This window comes from Pseudoalteromonas sp. NZS11_1, assembly GCF_015864275.1.
Taxonomy (GTDB): Bacteria; Pseudomonadota; Gammaproteobacteria; order Enterobacterales; family Alteromonadaceae; genus Pseudoalteromonas; species Pseudoalteromonas arctica.
Genome location: NZ_JADYXK010000015.1, coordinates 20,923 through 40,299, shown reverse-complemented (window position 1 = coordinate 40,299; position 19,377 = coordinate 20,923). Strand labels below are relative to the sequence as shown.

Annotated in this window: 12 protein-coding genes, 10 tRNA genes and 1 other RNA gene; 4 read left to right on the top strand and 19 right to left on the bottom strand. The window is 39.9% G+C overall.

The window, feature by feature from the left end:
* Positions 1-7: 7 nt before the first annotated feature.
* Both priB and rpsF read right to left on the bottom strand, forming a co-directional pair.
* Positions 8-325: a primosomal replication protein N gene (gene priB / locus I6F44_RS11915; RefSeq protein ID WP_004588456.1), complete on the bottom strand. Its 318-nt coding sequence runs from the start codon at positions 323-325 to the stop codon at positions 8-10.
* A 43-nt stretch (positions 326-368) separates the two neighbouring features.
* Complete coding sequence (rpsF, locus tag I6F44_RS11910; protein ID WP_007378473.1) at positions 369-710, bottom strand: 30S ribosomal protein S6; 342 nt, start codon at positions 708-710, stop codon at positions 369-371.
* Positions 711-1,087: 377 nt separating this feature from the next.
* Between rpsF and I6F44_RS11905 the strand changes: the two genes are divergently transcribed.
* Together I6F44_RS11905 and I6F44_RS11900 are read left to right on the top strand one after the other, a co-directional pair.
* The gene (locus tag I6F44_RS11905; protein ID WP_197173831.1) at positions 1,088-2,287 is read left to right on the top strand and encodes an alpha/beta hydrolase-fold protein; all 1,200 of its coding nucleotides are present in this window, start codon (positions 1,088-1,090) and stop codon (positions 2,285-2,287) included.
* Positions 2,288-2,415: 128 nt separating this feature from the next.
* Positions 2,416-3,075 (top strand): hypothetical protein, encoded by a 660-nt coding sequence (locus I6F44_RS11900; RefSeq protein WP_197173830.1) that lies wholly within the window; start codon positions 2,416-2,418, stop codon positions 3,073-3,075.
* Between the two features lie 112 nt (positions 3,076-3,187).
* Here I6F44_RS11900 and I6F44_RS11895 read toward each other — a convergent pair whose 3' ends face one another.
* From I6F44_RS11895 to I6F44_RS11880, 4 genes are read right to left on the bottom strand one after another with little or no spacing between them, the layout of a single operon-like run.
* Positions 3,188-4,357: an FAD-dependent monooxygenase gene (locus I6F44_RS11895; protein ID WP_197173829.1), complete on the bottom strand. Its 1,170-nt coding sequence runs from the start codon at positions 4,355-4,357 to the stop codon at positions 3,188-3,190.
* The gene (gene ubiH / locus I6F44_RS11890) at positions 4,354-5,541 is read right to left on the bottom strand and encodes a 2-octaprenyl-6-methoxyphenyl hydroxylase (RefSeq protein WP_197173828.1); all 1,188 of its coding nucleotides are present in this window, start codon (positions 5,539-5,541) and stop codon (positions 4,354-4,356) included. The genes I6F44_RS11895 and ubiH overlap by 4 nt, the downstream gene beginning before the upstream one ends.
* Before the next feature lie 15 nt (positions 5,542-5,556).
* Positions 5,557-6,879: a Xaa-Pro aminopeptidase gene (gene pepP / locus I6F44_RS11885; RefSeq protein ID WP_197152617.1), complete on the bottom strand. Its 1,323-nt coding sequence runs from the start codon at positions 6,877-6,879 to the stop codon at positions 5,557-5,559.
* A 30-nt stretch (positions 6,880-6,909) separates the two neighbouring features.
* Positions 6,910-7,473 (bottom strand): UPF0149 family protein, encoded by a 564-nt coding sequence (locus I6F44_RS11880; RefSeq protein WP_197173827.1) that lies wholly within the window; start codon positions 7,471-7,473, stop codon positions 6,910-6,912.
* A gap of 193 nt (positions 7,474-7,666) precedes the next feature.
* Between I6F44_RS11880 and ssrS the strand changes: the two genes are divergently transcribed.
* Positions 7,667-7,849: non-coding RNA, 6S RNA (ssrS, locus tag I6F44_RS11875), on the top strand.
* Between the two features lie 186 nt (positions 7,850-8,035).
* Here the strand turns inward: ssrS and I6F44_RS11870 are convergent.
* The 13 genes from I6F44_RS11870 to I6F44_RS11810 all read right to left on the bottom strand — a co-directional run bounded on the left by I6F44_RS11870 (position 8,036) and on the right by I6F44_RS11810 (position 16,224).
* Positions 8,036-11,119: an efflux RND transporter permease subunit gene (locus tag I6F44_RS11870; protein WP_007587324.1), complete on the bottom strand. Its 3,084-nt coding sequence runs from the start codon at positions 11,117-11,119 to the stop codon at positions 8,036-8,038.
* Positions 11,116-12,432 carry an efflux RND transporter periplasmic adaptor subunit gene (locus I6F44_RS11865; RefSeq protein ID WP_010554901.1) on the bottom strand — a complete coding sequence of 439 codons (1,317 nt, stop codon included), beginning with the start codon at positions 12,430-12,432 and terminating at the stop codon, positions 11,116-11,118. Before I6F44_RS11865 ends, I6F44_RS11870 begins: the two co-directional genes overlap by 4 nt.
* Positions 12,422-13,837 carry an efflux transporter outer membrane subunit gene (locus I6F44_RS11860; RefSeq protein WP_197102764.1) on the bottom strand — a complete coding sequence of 472 codons (1,416 nt, stop codon included), beginning with the start codon at positions 13,835-13,837 and terminating at the stop codon, positions 12,422-12,424. The genes I6F44_RS11865 and I6F44_RS11860 overlap by 11 nt, the downstream gene beginning before the upstream one ends.
* Positions 13,838-14,381: 544 nt before the next feature.
* Positions 14,382-14,457, bottom strand: a tRNA-Thr gene (locus I6F44_RS11855).
* A gap of 102 nt (positions 14,458-14,559) precedes the next feature.
* A tRNA-Phe gene (locus tag I6F44_RS11850) sits at positions 14,560-14,635 on the bottom strand.
* Positions 14,636-14,848: 213 nt separating this feature from the next.
* A tRNA-Thr gene (locus tag I6F44_RS11845) sits at positions 14,849-14,924 on the bottom strand.
* A 102-nt stretch (positions 14,925-15,026) separates the two neighbouring features.
* Positions 15,027-15,102 (bottom strand) — tRNA-Phe (locus I6F44_RS11840).
* Between the two features lie 55 nt (positions 15,103-15,157).
* A tRNA-Thr gene (locus I6F44_RS11835) sits at positions 15,158-15,233 on the bottom strand.
* Positions 15,234-15,290: 57 nt separating this feature from the next.
* Positions 15,291-15,366 (bottom strand) — tRNA-Phe (locus I6F44_RS11830).
* 213 nt (positions 15,367-15,579) lie between these two features.
* Positions 15,580-15,655: transfer RNA gene (locus I6F44_RS11825), tRNA-Thr, on the bottom strand.
* A gap of 57 nt (positions 15,656-15,712) precedes the next feature.
* Positions 15,713-15,788: transfer RNA gene (locus I6F44_RS11820), tRNA-Phe, on the bottom strand.
* 213 nt (positions 15,789-16,001) lie between these two features.
* A tRNA-Thr gene (locus I6F44_RS11815) sits at positions 16,002-16,077 on the bottom strand.
* Positions 16,078-16,148: 71 nt separating this feature from the next.
* Positions 16,149-16,224: transfer RNA gene (locus I6F44_RS11810), tRNA-Phe, on the bottom strand.
* Positions 16,225-16,565: 341 nt separating this feature from the next.
* Between I6F44_RS11810 and I6F44_RS11805 the strand changes: the two genes are divergently transcribed.
* Positions 16,566-19,343 carry a hybrid sensor histidine kinase/response regulator gene (locus I6F44_RS11805; RefSeq protein ID WP_197173826.1) on the top strand — a complete coding sequence of 926 codons (2,778 nt, stop codon included), beginning with the start codon at positions 16,566-16,568 and terminating at the stop codon, positions 19,341-19,343.
* Positions 19,344-19,377: the final 34 nt, after the last annotated feature.

Genomic DNA, 19,377 nt, shown 5'->3' with positions numbered 1-19,377 from the left:
TAATTCCTCAAATAATTCTTTCTATATGCTGAGCATGCAAAACCAATTGGCTAAGGCCGTTACGACCTTCGTGGCGATTTAAAAAACCACTCACTTGCAATGCCTGCCCAACGTGCAAATGTTGAGTCTGTTGTTGCATTTGCTTTCCACTGGCAACTACCTGAAGCCTCACGTAACTATTACGGTTAAGGTCTGCTTCGGTTTGCATCGATTTATGTTCTACAACAAAAATACAATGCGGGATGCCAGCAGGGCTTTGGCTAAACTTGGGAGTTTTACAAACTACCCCAGATATAACCAGCTGATTCATATATGGGCTAACCATTATAGTAACTGCTGATTACATGCCATGCTAGGACTCAAAACAATTAAGCAGCTGGTGCTTCTTTCTTCTCTTCTCTTGCAAGAGGAGACGCTTCAGTTTCAGCAGTTTTAGTGCGGATAACTAAGTTACGAAGCACTGCATCGTTGTAGCGGAAAGTAGTTTCTAGCTCGCTGATTACTTCAGTTGGTGCTTCAACGTTCATAAGAACATAGTGAGCTTTATGAAGCTTGTTAATTGGGTAAGCCAATTGACGACGGCCCCAATCTTCAAGACGGTGGATAACACCACCAGCTTCAGTGATAGAACCAGTATAACGTTCGATCATACCAGCAACTTGCTCACTCTGATCTGGGTGAACCATGAATACGATTTCGTAATGACGCATGGATATTCCTTACGGTTAATAGAGCCTTCTACCGTTTCGGCCGGTCGGTTTAAGGCAAGGAATTAATAGTTTAAAAGCCGAAATGAGCGCGCATTTTACGCTTAGACGGATAATTAAGCAAGCAGGTTTTTTAAGCTTTTATAGATAAGAGTTAAAAGGTAATTATTACGAGCTTCGCTCATCGCGTCAGCAAGCTGCTCGCCTATCGAAAAAGTTAAGCACAGAGTGCAATGCCTCTTGTAGAAGTCGAGCTTACTCGCGTGAAAAACGATATCTTTTAATTACTTAAGCTTTATGTTTACCCCGAAAATATAAACATTTACTCAAGCTTAAAGCCGTGCAATTATTAAGCAATACATTATTAAATAAGGATATTTATGAAGCTCTTACTATCGCTTGTATTAATACTTACTTTTAGTACACCATTTTTAAGCCACGCAAAAACCAATACAACTGACATAACCGTTGGTAAAAAAGTCATTCTGCAGTCAAAAATACTTAACGAAGACAGACCCATTAAAATTTTCATACCTGACACTGTAAAAGACGATCAGCCGCTTTATGTTATTTATTTACTTGATGGTGTTGAGCACTTTCATACGGCGTCTGGTGTTATTAAATCCCTTGTTGATTACGAGCAGATACCTAACGCAATGCTCGTTGGTATTGATACAACTAACCGTGTTCGTGATTATTTACCAAAAGTAGAAGGCGAGCCTAAAACAGAGTTTCAAACTTTTGTTAAAAACAAATGGCCTGACGCAGGACAAACCGACAAGTTTTTAAAGTTTGTGTCTGATGAACTCATGACTTATATAAACAGTAATTACTCAACTAACGGCTACAACACCTTAATTGGCCACTCTAATGCAGGTACTTTGGCGCTTTATACTTTAGTTAATCAGCCTGAGTTATTTAATAACTATATAGCTATAAGCCCAAACAGTTGGTGGAGTGATGAGGAATTAAAAAATAATATTATAAAATACACTAAAAACCCTAAAGGTGATCAGTCGTTATTTATTAGTGTAGCAAGTGAAGGGTCACGCTTTTATACAGGTGTTTTAAATACTTTAGTAAATTTAGAACAACAAACGCCCTCGCAGCTTAAATGGGAATATAAGCATTACCCCGCTTTTACTCATATGGGCACCATACTACCAGCGCTTAGCGATAGCCTAATTCACTTATTTAGCGACCTAATATTTAAGGTTACTGACGAGCACGGAAAGTTTGCTGATGTATCGCTTATTACCGGTTACTATCAAGCACTGAGTGATAAGTACGGATTTGAGCTTAAAATTCCACAAGATGTGTACGTAGAATTTACGCATAGCCAGCAAAAATTTGGTAACACGGCTAAAGCTATTACCACGCTTAAACAATTTACTACCGATTACCCTAATGCTGCATACTCCCACATGCGTTTATCGCAAGGCTACACCGCTAACAAACAGTTTAAAGAAGCAGTAACTAGCATGAAACAGGCACTAGAACTTGCTAAGCAAAACTCGCGAGACCCAATGTTAGTTGATGCGCTAAAAGATATGGTGAATGAAGCACAAGCCAATTTGTAGCTTATTAATTTAAAGCGCTTTTTAACAAACGAGATGCTTAAAAGGTTTTACCTGCGCTAATTAATTAGAGACCATAGTTAAAGATAAAAATGAAAATATGGAGCGCTTAAAGTGAGGAATAATAATCAATGACTAAATTTGACTTCCCCGTGGGTTTTACTTTTGCTGCTTTGGTGTCCGTATGCTTTTCAGCTGGTTTTATAGTTGGCTCAAGCTCAATAGGTTCTGCAATTAGCGCAATAGTTATATCAATGCTCTCAAGCTATATATTTTTCTTTTTAACAATTACTTTAAAGGAACGTTCTGAGAAGAAAAAAGTTAAGGATATTAGTAACCCATTAATTACTCAGATCATAAGAACCCTAGAAGCAGGGATTCATAATTCAATTTTATTGCCAAATAAATCTATTCGATCAATACCTAATAAAAAAAATTTAACCGAGGAACAACTTTATAATTACTTAACAGATAGTGTTCTAAACGCTCCTATTAGCGGACCTAGAACCTACTACCCTAGAAACAAAATTTCGGCTGCAATAGAAACCAACAGTGATGCGTTAATATTAAATACAACTTCTCCAATCAAAATTATGCTAGAAGATCTTAAGCCTTACCTCTACTTGTTGGATATAAACCTAGTAAAACTAATTTATGAAATTGAATATTCAAATTATATGAGATTTTGCGGAGACAACTTGGAACACTGTGGAAGGTTTACTTTTGATAAGGAATACTTTGTTGAGTTCTTTATACTTGTGAAAAAACTAGAAAGCTCCATTAAAATATAAATAAAAACCGATGTTTAAACTAAACATCGGTTTTTCTTTGCTGAAAGCTGACAGCTAAAAACTGACTAATTTACTTACTCGTTGGGTTTAGTTTCGCTCTTCCCAAGCTACGTTATTTGCCTATCGCTTCTTTGGCGAACAGGTGCTTGATTGGCCCAAGATTATCAACTAATGATAGCCCTACTCCGCGAATAAGTTTTTTAACCGGGTTTGCACCTTCAAATAGCTCTTTTAGCCCTTGCATCATAGCTATGTGCTTTTGTGCATCGAGCTTACGAGTGCGCTCGTAATCGCGCAGTGTGCGAGTGCTTGCAAACTCCTTGCTGCTATCGCTTGTTAAAAGCTCAATTAAATAAGCCGCATCTTTTAGGCCTAGGTTCATACCAAGCCCTGCAAGTGGATGGATTGTATGTGCAGCATCGCCAATGAGTACCACTTTGCCTGACACCCATTGCTGGGCGTAGCGCATTTTAAGTGGGAAAGCCGCGCGCTTACTTTGCACTTCACACAAGCCACATTGACCATCTATTGCAGCCATTACGGCTTTATTAAAGGCGGTGTCGTCCATTGCTAATAATTCATCACAATGATTGGGGCTGGTAGACCACACAATTGAATGAGTATGCTCATCGCTCAATGGTAAAAACGCGAGTGGCCCTGTTGGTAAAAAGACTTGGCGTGCGGTGTTTGCATGTTGCTCTTTAGTTTTAACTGTCGCGACTAGCGCATGGTGATCGTAATCTTTAAAGCTAAGCGCCATATTAAATTGTTTACGTATAGCTGAATTTGCACCATCAGCCGCCACCAGCAGTTTTGCAATAATTGGCTCGCCGCTTTTAAGTGTTATAAATACATCAGATTCGCTTTGATGTATTTGCTGATACTGTGTATCAAACATTAGTGTTACACTGCTTTGTTGCTCTAGCTCTTTTATAAGCGCAAAGCGGATAATGTCGTTTTCAACAATATGGCCTAAATGTTCAAGCTCAAGTTGCTCGTTATTAAACGCTATTTTGCCAAAGCTGTCGGCATCACGTACATCCATATGTGTATAAGCGCACGCTCGCTGTGCGATAATTTCGGGCCATACATTTAATTGTTCAAGCAAGGTTTGGCTTGCAATGCTTAACGCACTTACACGCAAACCATATTCGTCAGTTGGTAACGCTTGTGTTGGTGCGCCGTCGAGTACAACGACGCTTATATCGGCTTTTGCCAATCCAAGTGCTAGTGTTAGCCCTACACAGCCGCCACCTACAATACAAACCTGTGCTTGCTTCATAAACGCCTACCTTGTTTAACTTGCCCCATTAACTGTTTAGCTAATGGCGCTTTTAATGCGGGAAATAAATCCATCGAAAACAACCCAATACTGCGCCCCAATGCGAGCACTCGCGATGAGTTCGAAAAAAGCCTAACAAGTGCATCGGTTAAACTCATTACGGTTTTTATATCATCACTGCGCTTTTTTGAATATTCACGTGTAAACGCATAGCTGCCTAAATCGTGCTGGCTATCTGCTATTAAATTACTAAGTACTTGTACGTCGCGAAGACCTAAATTAAAACCTTGCCCTGCAATAGGATGAATAGCATGTGCAGCATTACCAATAACCACTGTACGGTGCGCAGTTAAAGACTCAACTTGCCCGTAAACGAGCGGGTAACTCGTGCGCATGCCCACTTTAGTAAATTGACCACCGCGATAACCAAACGCGCTTTGCAGGGCACTTAAAAAACCTTGTTCACTGAGTGCCATGTGCTGTTCAACCTGATCTTGGCGCATACACCACACTAACGAATAACGGTTATTGCTCATGGGTAATAACGCCATAGGCCCGTTTTGTGTAAAACGCTCAAAGGCATGATTATTATGCCCACCAGCCACTTCTACATTAGCAATAATAGCGCCTTGTTCATAAGGCTGGGTATTAAAACCAAGCCCAAGTAAACTACGTGTTGGTGATTGTGCGCCATCAGCAATAACCAATAGCTTGGCGTTTAATTGCTCGCCGCTTTGTAAGGTGAGTGTATTGCTATGCAAAGTTTGCTCAATGGCAATTACGCTATCGGGGCACAAAAGCGTAATATTTGACTGCGTTAAACGCAGGTGAAGCGCTCGGCCAAATGGATTTACTTCTACTACGTAACCAAGTGAGAGCTTAGCAAATTCGTCGCAATTAATGTGCGCTTTGCCAAAGTGGCCTCTATCAGACACGCTCACTTTTTTAATCGCTGCGGTGTAAGGGGCATTTTGCTCAAATAAATTGAGGCTTTGTAAATACTCTACCGATTGCTGAGCAAGTGCAATGCTTCTGTCGTCAAAGCTTGGGTGATAGTCGCCGGTTACTTGATTCGCTTCTACAACGGCAATATTTAACGCGGGATTAGTTTTAGCCACACTTAATGCGCAGCTTGCTCCCGCTAAACCACCGCCAATAATAACTACATCAAACTGCTTAGCCACTATACTCTCCGAGCTTTATACGTTTTTAGCACTTTGCATAAGTGCTTCTATATCGCTAATTTTTTTAGGTACGCTTAGGGTCAAGTTTTCATGGCCGGTTTCGGTAACTAGCAAGTTATCTTCGATACGAATGCCAATGCCTTTGTATTTTTGCGGTGCGCTTGAGTCTTCGCTTATATAAAGCCCTGGCTCTATAGTGAGTACCATACCCGGCTCAAATGCCCGCTCAGCGTTATTTACTTTGTAATCGCCAACATCATGTACATCTAAACCAAGCCAATGCCCAAGCCCGTGCATGTAATATTCTTTACACGCACCTTTTGCCATTAGCTCGTCAAAGTCGCCGGTTAAAATACCTAAATCAAGTAAACCTTGGGTCATTACTTCCATTGCTAGTTTATTAGCATGCGACATATAACCACCGGGTTTTACCTCATCAAAAGCAACTTCTTGCGCTTTAAGTACAATATTATAAAGCGCGGCTTGCTCTTCGCTAAATTGACCATTTACCGGAAATGTACGAGTAATATCGGCGGCGTAACCTTGCAACTCGCACCCAGAGTCTATAAGTACCAGATCACCATTTTTTAATACGTCGCTATTTTGCGTGTAATGTAAAATATTGGCGTTGTCGCCACTACCAACAATTGTGCCGTACGCAGGATGAGGCGCACCGTTCATTGCATAATGATGATGTAGCTCTGCCTCTAGCTGAAATTCAGTAGCTCCCGCATGCGAATAACGCATAGCGCGCATGTGCCCTCGCGCACTAATTTCACAGCCTTCTCGCATAACATCTATCTCGCTTGGCGATTTAAACAAACGCATTTCGTGAATAAGGCCGCGTATTTCTTTTAAATTACTCGGTGCTTTGAGGCCTTTTCGAGAGCCACTTCGAAGCGTACCTAGTAACGAAAACACTTTGGTATCAAATGAGGGGTAAGCACCTTGTGCAAAATAGAGCGCATTTTTTGCATTTAGCATATCGAGTGTTTTATCGTTTAATTCACTTAGCGGGTAAGCTTCATCAAACAGGTAGTCACTTTTAGCTTTATCAAAGCCAACTCTGCGGCCATGCCAAATTTCTGCAAGCTTGTCTTTATCTAGGCAAAATAAAGTACTGGGTGCATCGCTGTTATTACAGAGTACAAGTACGGCGTCGGGTTCGTTAAAGCCAGTTAAGTAAAAAAAGTCGCTATCTTGTCTAAATGCATATTCGGTATCGCGGCTGCGCGTCACTTCGCTCGCAGCGGGAATAATAGCAACGCTATTTTCATCCATTTGAGCAAGTAAGCGCTCGCGACGTGCTTTAAATTCTGACTTTTGTACTTCAACCATTATTAACCAACCCGTTTTACTTTTTAAAAGTTAATGAAGTGTTTTTTTAGTACTTTGCGTACTTTGCTCTTTACCAAGCTCTGCAAAACAAAGTAGTGCTGATACACGCACATATTCAATCACTTCGTGCAGCGCTTGGCTGTCTTCTTCGGTTTCTTCAAAAGTAGTATCTAGGCGAGTGATTTCGCCAAAGTCAGTAATAACCTCTTTAACATCACTCGATAGTTTACCGTAGTCTTTTTGCTTTAAACCAAAACCAAGCATAAAACCCGCTACCCATGATACGAGGCCATTAGCCTGATCGATGAGTGTTTCGTCGTCGCTTGGTAAAAATAAATCAAACTGAAATTCATCATCATTAAAGCTCGCGACTACTTGCTTATAAATAGTGCCAAAAAACTGCTTTAAATCGTTACTAAACGATTCACCATCGTTAAACACATCGCTCAAAAGGCCTAAGTATTCTTTGTCGTCAATGGTTAAACCACACGCAAGTAAACCACTAATCACGCCATGCGCTTCGGCAGGTGATACAAATATTTCGTTTTTTTCTAAAAGCAGTTGAGCTTTTTCGTAATCGGGTAAATCGTTCATAATCGAATCTTCGCTTTGCAAGTTAAGGCAATGCTACCACTCGATAAAAAGCAACTCCAATTAATTGTATGATCAAGCTCAAAAACCATGCGATAAAGTAAATGATGAGTTAAAGGTGCGGAAAAACTAAGCGAACGATATAATTTTTTACGTTTGGGGTTTAAGGATTGGATTATGTCTTATATACTTAAATTGTTCCCTGGGGTACCGGAGCTTAGTTAAGTCCCTGAGCCGATAAATTTTATACCAGGGTTTCTGTTCGTCTACTATTGTGCAGGCTCGGCATGTACCGAGAAGCCTACGGTAAACCGCAGATTCCCGCCCTGAAACCTTCTGGTTTCAGGACTGAAACCGAGTACCGTATCTTGGGGAACACCTTTTTAGCAAACCCTCGCCTTTAAAAGGCTTTATCAAAAAAAATTAACCTTCCTATTTACTCTTATATTTATCTAAATTTTTTATTCACTTATCTTCAATTGTCTAATATTACTTTTAACTTATAAAAAAAGCCGCAGGTAATTACTTACCTACAGCTTTAATAATCACGTATTTAAGAGTGAAGTTATTTAAACCAACCTTGAAAACGCTCCATTAGCATGTAGTTTATTGGTACTAACAATAAAGTAATAAAGGTAGCAAAAATAATCCCAAACCCTAAGCTCACCGCCATTGGTATTAAAAACTGTGCTTGAGTGGCTTTTTCAAACAGTAATGGCATTAAACCAATAAAGGTCGTTAAACTAGTTAGCATTACAGGGCGAAAACGCGATGCACCTGCAATTTTTATAGCATCGAGAACTTTACCACCTTCACTGCGCTTTTTATTAATAAAATCAACGAGTACAAGCGAATCATTTACCACCACCCCGGTTAGCGCAAGCATACCGAGTAAACTCATAATAGTTAAGTCCATTCCCATGATCCAATGCCCTACTACAGCACCTATCATGCCAAATGGAATAACACTCATTACTATGATTGGTTGTAAGTAAGATTTAAGCGGTATTGCTAATAGCGCATAAATAATAAAAAATACAAACACAAGTGCCCAAGCCAACGACCCAAACGACTCTCTTTGCTCTTTAGCCTCACCTTCTAGTTTGTAATCTACTCCAGGATATTGCTGCATTAACCCATCTAAATACTCCGTTAGGTCAGCCTGCAGTATGGTCATGTTGGTATTATTTTTTTCGATATCGGCTGTTACGTTTAATGTGCGGTAACGGTCTATTCGATTAATAGTTGATGGACTTTGCCCAGCAGTAAGTGTTGCCACGTGCGATAAAGGCACTGAGCCTCCATCAGGCGTATTTATAAGTATGTTTTGTAGGTCAGCTACAGAGCGGCGCTCATCTATAGGTAAGCGTACCATTACACGTACGTCATCCCTGCCTCGCTGAATACGTTGTGCTTGCGAGCCAAAAAACGAGTTACGTACTTGTCCTGCTACATTGACTCTATTTAAGCCCAGCGCTAAACCTTGTTGCGTAAGCTCTATTTGTAACTCTTCTTTACCGTCGGACATACTATCGGCAATATCAAATACCGTTGGATAGGTCGATAAACGGGTTTTAATGTGATCAGCCACGTCTTGTAAAATAGTCAACGAAGTGCCGCTAAGCTGAACATCAATGGGGTCTGAACTTCGGCCAATTTCGGCTCTAAACGTTAAACTTTCGGCGCCTGGTATCACACCAATTAAATCGCGCCATTCGCTGGCAAGTTCTCGTGATCCTATGTCTGATTCACGCTTTTCAGCCGGTGTTATTTCAAAGCGTACAGAGCCTGAATTAGATACACCACCACGCCCGCCTGTTGTGGCTAATATATTTAAAATAACGCTTTCGCCAGTATCCGGATCGCGGTACTTTTCTTGTAATTGCTGCGCCTTTTGCGACATGTCAATTACGTATTTATTAGTTACTTCAAACGGTGTACCTGTTGGTAGTGTTAAGTTAACGCGGACTGTTTCGCTTGGTATGCGCGGGAAAAATACAAACTTAGTCCAACCGCTGGTGATCATGGTTAAAATTATAACAAATACACCAATAAACAAGCTTACCGAAGCCAATTTATGGCGCAGTGCTAAATTTAAAGTGGGTTGATAGTATTTTAAAATCGCGTTTTCAAATCCATCTGCAAAACGCTGTTGAATAACATCAAACTTTGAAGGTTCGCCTTTTTCGTGGCGTAGTTTTATATATTTTAAATGTGCTGGTAGTACAAATTTAGATTCAATCAATGAAAACAATAATACCGGAATAACCACTACCGGTATTTGTGCAAACAAGGCACCACGCGCCCCTTCAATAAAGGCCAAAGGTAAAAAGGCAGCAACGGTAGTCAACACACCAAATGTTACTGGTGTTGCTACTTCTTGAGTACCTAAAATTGCGGCCTGCTCGCCCGACGTAGCTGTTTTTAAATGGGTGTAGACGTTTTCACCGGTAACTATGGCGTCATCAACAACAATCCCCAGTACCAATATAAAGCCAAATAAGCTCATAATATTAAGGGTTACGCCAAAAATAGGCATCGCTATAAACGCGCCCATAAACGAAACCGGAATACCAATAAATACCCAAAATGCAATTGCAGGGCGTAAAAACAAAGTAAGTAAAGCCAGTACTAAAATACCGCCTTGTAAAGCATTGGTAGTAAGGGTCGAAATACGACTTTTAACCAGCTCCGAATCATCATCCCAGTAACTTAGTTCAAACCCTTGCGGGAGAGAGCTTTGTTGCTCTTTTATGTAGTTTTTAACATCGTCAGCAACTGTAATCGCACTTTGTGGACCAATTCGATATACGTCGATAAATGCAGCTTGCTTACCATTAAAGCGAGTACGTACTGGTGTTTCTTCAAAATCATCTTTTATAGTCGCTATATCACCTAAGCGAATAATAGTGCCATCGGCTTGGTTTTTAACAACAATGCTGGCAAATTCATCTTTACGATATGCTTGCCCTTTAGAGCTTATAAGTACGTCCCCGCCTTCTGTTTTTAAGTTACCAGCAGAAATATCTGAGCTTGAGTTTGAAATAGCACTCGATATTTGTGCCAAGCTTAAATCGTACTGACGAAGAATATCTTGGCTTACTTCAATGGCTATTTCGTAATCACGAACGCCACTTAGCTCTACCTGCGTTACATTAGGTAAACGTAGGATTTGATCGCGTACTGTTTCTGCGTATTCGCGGGTTTCTTTTTCGCCATAGTCACTCGATACGGTAACCGCGATAACTTCACGAATTCGCTCAGCAAGCGCTACTATCGGCTTTTCAGCATCGGCTGGAAAAGTGTTAATTGCGTCTACACGACTTTTTATATCAGCTAAAAGCTCACGAGGGTCGTAACCGCTTTCCACTTCTATTGTCACAGAGCCAGAACCTTCAGAAGAGCGACTAAATATTTGCTTTATGCCCTCTAAATCTTGTACTGCTTCTTCTATTCGTATAGTTACACCTTGCTCTACATCCTCTGGTGTTGAACCACGCAAACTTACATTTACGCTTATCATGTCAGTTTCGAATGAAGGAAATACCTCAAGCGGTATTTTGCTTGATAAGCTAAAAAGTCCCGACAGTAACAGCGTTACTAGCAATAAGTTAGCAGCAACATGGTTTTTGGCAAACCAAGCGATCATGGCTTATCTCCTTGCTTTGCTGCGCGGCGTTTTTTTAGCTCTTCAACACTAATACCCTGCTCTTTTGCTTTTTGCTCAAGCTGCTCTGGCGTCGGGCGCTTTCCTTTACCTTGCCCATTAGCTCCTCGGCTTTTAGGTTGCTCTGTGCTTTGTTCGCCTAAAATACTTACCTGAGTTCCAGAACTCACTTGCCCTAGTGGAGTAATAACCAGTTTATCATTTGGATTTAATCCCGTTTTTATCATCGCTTGTGTCGCATTTTGCCAAGCAAGTGTAATGTCTTTACGCTTGAGTACACCCTCTTCAACAACATAAACATACGTCCCTTGATAAATAGTACTGTTAGGGATTATAAGTGCGTTAGGAACTGTTTTACCGGTAATTTGCGCCTTTATGTATTGCCCTATTTTTATTGGGTACTGGTTATTAGCCGTTGCTTTATATGGGTCGTTAATTTTAGCAACTACGTAAAGCTGTTGTGCACCTTCATCTATAGCACCTTCGGTACGCGCTAGCTGCCCTTGCCACGTTTGCTCACCCACTAAGTCAGAGGTAAATTTAACAATTGAACCTGCTTGATTTTTGGCGCCATCACGATATTGCTCTGGTAAATTTACGAACGGAAGATCTTTATTTTTAATCGGTAAACGAATCTCTACGCTATCGATTGCGTAAATAGTGGCAAGCTGGGTATTGTTAGTAACAACTTGCCCCAAATCAACACTACGGCTAAGTATACGACCCGCATATGGCGCGGTTACTTTAGTGCGCTCTAAATCAAGCATGGCTTTTTCAAGTACTGCTTGCGCCGATAAAACTTCTGCTTCGGCTGCTGCAAGTTGTGGTTCACGCAGTACTAGGCTGCTTGCCTGATTTGAGCCGCCAAGGCGTTTCCAATCAGTAATAGCTTGTTGTCCACGCGCTTTTTCTTCTAATAAGCCTTGCTCTGCCGTTAATAAATTGGCTTGAGCAGATTTAACTTCAGCTTGATGATCTCTATCGTCTAGCTTTAAAAGTACGTCGCCCTTTTCAAAAAAGCCGCCTTCTCTAAAGTCATCACTTACTTCAATTATTTGCCCAGATGCCTGAGCAACTAATAAACTTTGTGTACGTGGTTTTACCGTACCGTAGCTATCAATCATCACTTGGTAATTTTGTGGTTTAAGCTCAAGCGCAGCCACACTTATTGATGCTTTAGGAGGTGAGCCAAAGCGTTTAGCCTCTGGCGGATTACCTTTAATAAACATAACAATTAAAATAGTGGCAATAATAACCACCGCTGGAATAATAATTTTTGCTGTTTTAGTTTTCATCATTATTGCTCTTTAGTTCACTTGAGGGCTTTGCAAAATCACCACCAAGGGCAACGTGTAAGTTAATTCTGTTAGCTATTAATTGGTTTTTAATGTCGATTAAGGAGCTTTGTGCATCGAAAGACCTATCTTGTGCGTCAAGCACCGTAGTGTAAGTTACCAAGCCACTTTGATATTGCTCAAACGACAACTGCTCTGCTGCAAGTGCGTTTTCTTGCGCCTCAAGGGTGCTGCTATATTGTGATTTAAGAGACTGCTGCTGTGAAATCGCATTTTCTACATCACCAAATGCATCGTAAAGCGTTTGCAAATAAAGTTGCTCTTGCTTTTGAGTATTAAGGCGCGCTATTTCTTCATTCGCTTTTAAGCGTCCGCCCTCAAAAAGTGGTGCTGAAATACTACCTAATAACGACCATGCAAGGCTTGATGGAGAAAACAAGTCGCTTACTCTGTCGGTGCTATCACTTAGTGAAGCTGTTAAATCTAAACTTGGAAAGCGTTGTTTGTGCGCATACGCCAATGAAGCGTCGGTGGCTAAAAGATCATACCAACTTGCTCGCAGCGTAGGTTTACGTGTTATAAGTTCAGAAGGTAAGCCTAGTGGAATATCGGTATTAATAACGGGTAAGTCGCTACTAGCAGTAATGGCACCTTTTGGGTATTCACCCAGTAAACGCTCAAGTGCACGTGCTGAAGCCGATAGGTTTGCCGTTTGAGTGGCAATGCGAGCGCGTTCAGTATTGAGCTCATTACGGGCTAAATATACATCGAGTGCTTCGTTTATACCTTGGCGATAGCCAGACTCGATAATATCTAGGTTTTGCTGTGCGTTGGCTTCGCGACGTTTAAATAAATCGAGTAATTGTTGCGATGTAACAACATCAAACCAGCCAGTTACTACATCAGCAACGAGTTGCTGTTTAGCTTGCTCAAACCGGGCCTGTTGCGCTAAATAGTTAAGATTAGCTTCGCGTTTTGAATCAGAAAGCTTACCCCATAAATCAACCTCGTAAGTTAAGTTTAAACTAACTGAACTTGCGTTGTCGTAGCTCACTGGGCGGTTGTCTTTACTACGGCTAGTACGCGTTGATAAATCGAGGCTAGGCCAAAGCGCTGCACCCGATACTATAAGCTGTTGTTTTTGAATTTCTACATCGTAACTAGTTTGTAAAAGCTGTTGGTTGTTTTTAAGTGCTTGTTGTACAAATTTGTTAAGCGTAGGGTTTTGTAGTTGTGTAAGCCATTGCTCTTGTACTTTTAATACCGAGCTTGATGCTTCTTGCTGCCATTGCTGTGGCATATTATTAGGCGCTTGCATGCGCTGCGACGAGTTAAAATCACTCGCACAGCCGCTAAGCAGCATCACACTAATTGCCAATAGGGTTGGCTTGCATTGCCAAATCATAATTAAACCTAAATTACTGCTATTTATGAACGTAATTCAAGCACTTTGGCAACTTTTGCTCAACCTACTTTACATAACATTACATAGCTAGCGATGAACTAACATAATAGCCAGTTATACGGTAAAAATGAGCAAATGATCAGCAATTTTTAATAATAAAAAATTAACTTTTTGTAGTGTGTCTAAGAGATTATACCAATTCGCTTAATTAAGTGATCTATTTTGAGGTAAGAAAATCGTGTCGATAACAAGGCAAAAATTTCGTTATTTTTGTCTTATATCAGAAATTTTTAACGCAGTTAACGGCAGATTTAATCCCTCAAATTGATTAAGTATTATTGCGGATTGGTATTAGACATATAGAAACAGAAAAGCCCCGCTATAAGCGAGGCTTTTGAATAAATGCTGCCGACTAACTAAGTCGAACGGATAACTTATACAGACTACTGATTACAAGTCAGTTGCTTTGCTCTTAACTATGGGTATTTTTAATTCTCAAGTTGAAAACAAAAAAGCCTCGCTATAAGCGAGGCTTTTGAATAAATGGTGCCGACTAACCGAGTCGAACGGTTGACCTACTGATTACAAGTCAGTTGCTCTACCAGCTGAGCTAAGTCGGCACACAAAACTGTGTGCTAAGGCACGTTCAATTTTAAAGATTGAGAACTTTTATAAAGCACTTAAAATAAAAAAACCTTGCATAAGCAAGGCTTCTCAATAAATGGTGCCTCGACGCGGAATCGAACCACGGACACGAGGATTTTCAATCCTCTGCTCTACCGACTGAGCTATCGAGGCACATAAACTGTGCTAACTAAAAGTAAAGTAATTATTTAACTTTTAGCTTTATAAATTGTGCCGACTAACCGAGTCGACGGGTAATTTGAACAGACTACTGATTACAGCTTTCTTTTCAAACTACTTTAAATAAATGGTTCCGACTAACCGAGTCGACGGGTAATTTGAACAGACTACTGATTACAGCTTTCTTTTCAAACTACTTTAAATAAATGGTGCCGACTAACCGAGTCGAACGGTTGACCTACTGATTACAAGTCAGTTGCTCTACCAGCTGAGCTAAGTCGGCACACAAAACTGTGTGCTAAGGCACGTTCAATTTTAAAGATTGAGAACTTTTATAAAGCACTTAAAATAAAAAAACCTTGCATAAGCAAGGCTTCTCAATAAATGGTGCCTCGACGCGGAATCGAACCACGGACACGAGGATTTTCAATCCTCTGCTCTACCGACTGAGCTATCGAGGCACATAAACTGTGCTAACTAAAAATAAAATAATTATTTAACTTTTAGCTTTATAAATGGTGCCGACTAACCGAGTCGAACGGTTGACCTACTGATTACAAGTCAGTTGCTCTACCAGCTGAGCTAAGTCGGCACACAAAACTGTGTGCTAAGGCACGTTCAATTTTAAAGATTGAGAACTTAAAGTAAATGGTGCCTCGACGCGGAATCGAACCACGGACACGAGGATTTTCAATCCTCTGCTCTACCGACTGAGCTATCGAGGCACATAAACTGTGCTAACTAAAAGTAAAGTAATTATTTAACTTTTAGCTTTATAAATTGTGCCGACTAACCGAGTCGACGGGTAATTTGAACAGACTACTGATTACAGCTTTCTTTTCAAACTACTTTAAATAAATGGTTCCGACTAACCGAGTCGACGGGTAATTTGAACAGACTACTGATTACAGCTTTCTTTTCAAACTACTTTTAATAAATGGTGCCGACTAACCGAGTCGAACGGTTGACCTACTGATTACAAGTCAGTTGCTCTACCAGCTGAGCTAAGTCGGCACACAAAACTGTGTGCTAAGGCACGTTCAATTTTAAAGATTGAGAACTTAAAGTAAATGGTGCCTCGACGCGGAATCGAACCACGGACACGAGGATTTTCAATCCTCTGCTCTACCGACTGAGCTATCGAGGCACATAAACTGTGCTAACTAAAAGTAAAGTAATTATTTAACTTTTAGCTTTATAAATTGTGCCGACTAACCGAGTCGACGGGTAATTTGAACAGACTACTGATTACAGCTTTCTTTTCAAACTACTTTAAATAAATGGTTCCGACTAACCGAGTCGACGGGTAATTTGAACAGACTACTGATTACAGCTTTCTTTTCAAACTACTTTAAATAAATGGTGCCGACTAACCGAGTCGAACGGTTGACCTACTGATTACAAGTCAGTTGCTCTACCAGCTGAGCTAAGTCGGCACACAAAACTGTGTGCTAAGGCACGCGTAATAATGTTTAAACTGTTGATTAAACACCACTACTTTAATAAATGGTGCCTCGACCCGGAATCGAACCAGGGACACGAGGATTTTCAATCCTCTGCTCTACCAACTGAGCTATCGAGGCACTTAAACAGTGCTAATTAAAAATCTTAAAGGATTTTTAATGCAATTCCCACTCATCTCTAGCGACTGAGCTATCTGGGCGTGCGGCGTATTAAACGAGTTTTGCCCTTACAAGTCAACTTTTTTTTTCTTCTTTATAACTGTTTGAACGGTTTTCAGACAACTCAGTACATTTTTTATTAATAACGTTCATTTTTACCACAAATCGGGCTATAACTATAAATAAATATAACTAAATCAGACTAAAACCGTAGTGAATTATTTTTTGTAAATGTTACGATTAGCTTAGATACGTACGATAGGGACTTATCGTAGTAAAAACACATCAATTGGAAACAATCAATGCAGAGTAAATTCTCATCGCCAGTTAAAGGCTTACTGCCACTTTTTTTAATCATTAATATTGCTGTAACAGCGCTCGCCATTGTTGCCCACTCATTTTATACACAAACTGAAGTTAAGACAGCCCAACCAGCATCATCTATTAATATTGTAACGCTTGCCGATAGATTAGACTTACCTATGGTTGATGCATTAACTATGTATGGTCAAGGTAAAGTAAAACAGTTACTTGATTTAACCTCCTTATTAGACGGTGACTTTGAATATACTCTATATCGCTTCAATGCTACATCAGATACTCAGTTGGTATATAGCAGCAGTAAACCAGCCATCGCTTCTGTTAAAACTGAAAAGCACTTAAAAGAAGAAGGTATTCTGCATCACCTACTATTGTTAAACGATCAACCCATTGGCGAGCTTATTATTAAGCAAAACATACCAGCCACGCCTTTAAGCGCTCAAGATTCTCAAGTTATCGCTTACATCATCGCGATAGCGAGTGTTGCTGCATTATTTATACTTACTTTAATGTTTAATATGTACATTAATACGCGCTTACGTAAAAGTACTGACACTCTTACTCAAGAGTTACAGGCAATCACTGAAGATGCTAATTACAATAGTAATGTTGATGAGCAACTTGATATTGGTTTAGGTGTAGTAGCAAAAAACATCAACTTATTGCTACAAAAAGTACAAACTGCAATGAGCGAGAATGACTCTGCACAAAAAGAGCTTTATAAATTACAAAATGGCCTAGAAGCCGAAGTGCAAAATCGTACCTTAGCGCTTGAGCAAGCCACATTAAAAGCAGAGCGAGCAAGCGAAACTAAAACAACATTCTTAGCAACGATGAGTCACGAAATAAGAACACCGATGAATGGTGTTATAGGTACTATTGATTTACTGCGCCAGACCGAACTTGATGGCGCTCAGCATCGTTTAAGTACGATTATTCGTGAATCAGCATTTTCGTTATTGAGCATTTTGGATGATATTTTAGATTTTTCTAAAATTGAGGCTGGAAAGCTAAATATTGACCCGATCCCATTTTCGGTAACCGATACTATTGAAGAAGTTGCTCGTGTGCTCTCATCTGTTGCTAAAAAACGTGAGCTTGATTTAGAGCTAGCAATAGCACCAGATATTCCTATAAATCTTACCGGTGATAGCGTACGTGTACGTCAGGTTCTTTATAACCTATGTAGCAACGCAATTAAATTTACGAGCACTGATGAAAAAACCCAAGGGCATGTAAAAATATCAGTAGAGGTGGTACATAATACGACTGATCACTTTACCTTACGCTTTTGCGTAACTGATAACGGTAAAGGCATGTCGCAGGCACAACTACGCGAAATATTTAATCCGTTTATTCAAGCCGAAAATTCGATTACCCGAGAATATGGAGGGACAGGTTTAGGTCTTTCTATTTGTAAAAGCTTAACTGAGCTTATGCTAGGTACTATTCATGTAACTAGCCATACAGGAATTGGCAGTGAGTTTACTGTTGAACTGCCGTTTAGCACATCGGGTAGAATTAAGTACGCACACAAAGGTGCATTAAATGGTAAGCAAATTGTTGTAGTTAGTAATCACCTAGAACGTGAAAAAACAATGTACCGTTATTTATCGTTTATGGGCGCTAAAATAGTTTATGCACACACAGAAGAAGAAATTGAAGAGCATCAACATTCGCAAGATATTATTTGGGTGGCTGATGGCATAGACAATATGGATAAAACAAACGCGCTGCTAAGACGCTTATTTTATTCATTAGAGGATTATAACCAACAAGTTGTTGTACTAAGTAAGCTTGATGAAGCGGCTATAAATCATAATAATATTTTTTATATTAATGCCTCTCCTTTATGTAAGTCTAACTTTATGCTGTCTATTTTAGTCGCTGCAGGTTTGCATACACCTAAACAAATTAAAAAAACCAAAACACTTAATAACTATTTAAATGTTGAGCAAGCTCGTAAATCAAACAAATTGGTTTTACTTGTTGAAGATAACCTTCTAAACCAACAAGTGCTGACCGATCAATTACACATACTAGGTTTTGGCGTTGAGATAGCAAACAACGGTGAAGAAGGCTTAGATATGTGGAGAAAAGGTGATTACTCACTTATTTTAACCGACTTACACATGCCTAAAATGTCGGGTTACGATATGGTCGAAAAAATCCGTAACGAAGCAGAGCTATTAGAATCAATTGATGCACAGCCTTACATTATTGCTGTAACAGCAAACGCACTTAAAGGCGAAAAAGAGCGTTGCTTAGCCGTAGGTATAAACGACTTCATTACCAAACCTATAGAGCTAAACGCGTTAGAGGACACTTTAAAACGCTGGAGCGATAAGCAAAGCCAAAACCCAAATGTAGTTATCCATCAAACCATGGCGCTACCTATTGATATGGAAGCAGTTGCTAAATATGTAAATGGTGACGAAGCTAAACAGTTACGCTTTTTCAAAATGTATTTAGAACAAAGCCAAGGGCTAATTAAGGGGATTAATTCAGGCGTTATGGTTAACGATTTAGATGAGATTATTGAAGGGTGTCATCAATTAAAATCGATCTCTAAAACAATTGGTGCCCTAACGGTGACTGAACTTTCAAGTGCATTTGAAGATAAATGTAAAAAAGGTGAACTCACTACCGATGAATTAATAGACTTAAGAGATAAGTTAGAAATTGAATACTCTAAGGCAGCTCAATTTTTAAAAGAACAAATTAAAATCTCTGAGCAAGAAGATGAGTTAAGTGATTAAATAATCGCACACAAAAAAAGGGCTATTTAGCCCT

Bases quoted from the DNA above. Each gene is read 5' to 3' on its own strand.
- I6F44_RS11900 (WP_197173830.1), top strand. From the start codon at position 2,416: ATGACTAAATTTGACTTCCCCGTGGGTTTTACTTTTGCTGCTTTGGTG.
- I6F44_RS11870 (WP_007587324.1), bottom strand. From the start codon at position 11,119: ATGATCGCTTGGTTTGCCAAAAACCATGTTGCTGCTAACTTATTGCTA.
- I6F44_RS11865 (WP_010554901.1), bottom strand. From the start codon at position 12,432: ATGAAAACTAAAACAGCAAAAATTATTATTCCAGCGGTGGTTATTATT.
- I6F44_RS11805 (WP_197173826.1), top strand. From the start codon at position 16,566: ATGCAGAGTAAATTCTCATCGCCAGTTAAAGGCTTACTGCCACTTTTT.
- I6F44_RS11860 (WP_197102764.1), bottom strand. From the start codon at position 13,837: ATGATTTGGCAATGCAAGCCAACCCTATTGGCAATTAGTGTGATGCTG.
- I6F44_RS11905 (WP_197173831.1), top strand. From the start codon at position 1,088: ATGAAGCTCTTACTATCGCTTGTATTAATACTTACTTTTAGTACACCA.
- I6F44_RS11880 (WP_197173827.1), bottom strand. From the start codon at position 7,473: ATGAACGATTTACCCGATTACGAAAAAGCTCAACTGCTTTTAGAAAAA.
- priB (WP_004588456.1), bottom strand. From the start codon at position 325: ATGGTTAGCCCATATATGAATCAGCTGGTTATATCTGGGGTAGTTTGT.
- pepP (WP_197152617.1), bottom strand. From the start codon at position 6,879: ATGGTTGAAGTACAAAAGTCAGAATTTAAAGCACGTCGCGAGCGCTTA.
- I6F44_RS11895 (WP_197173829.1), bottom strand. From the start codon at position 4,357: ATGAAGCAAGCACAGGTTTGTATTGTAGGTGGCGGCTGTGTAGGGCTA.
- rpsF (WP_007378473.1), bottom strand. From the start codon at position 710: ATGCGTCATTACGAAATCGTATTCATGGTTCACCCAGATCAGAGTGAG.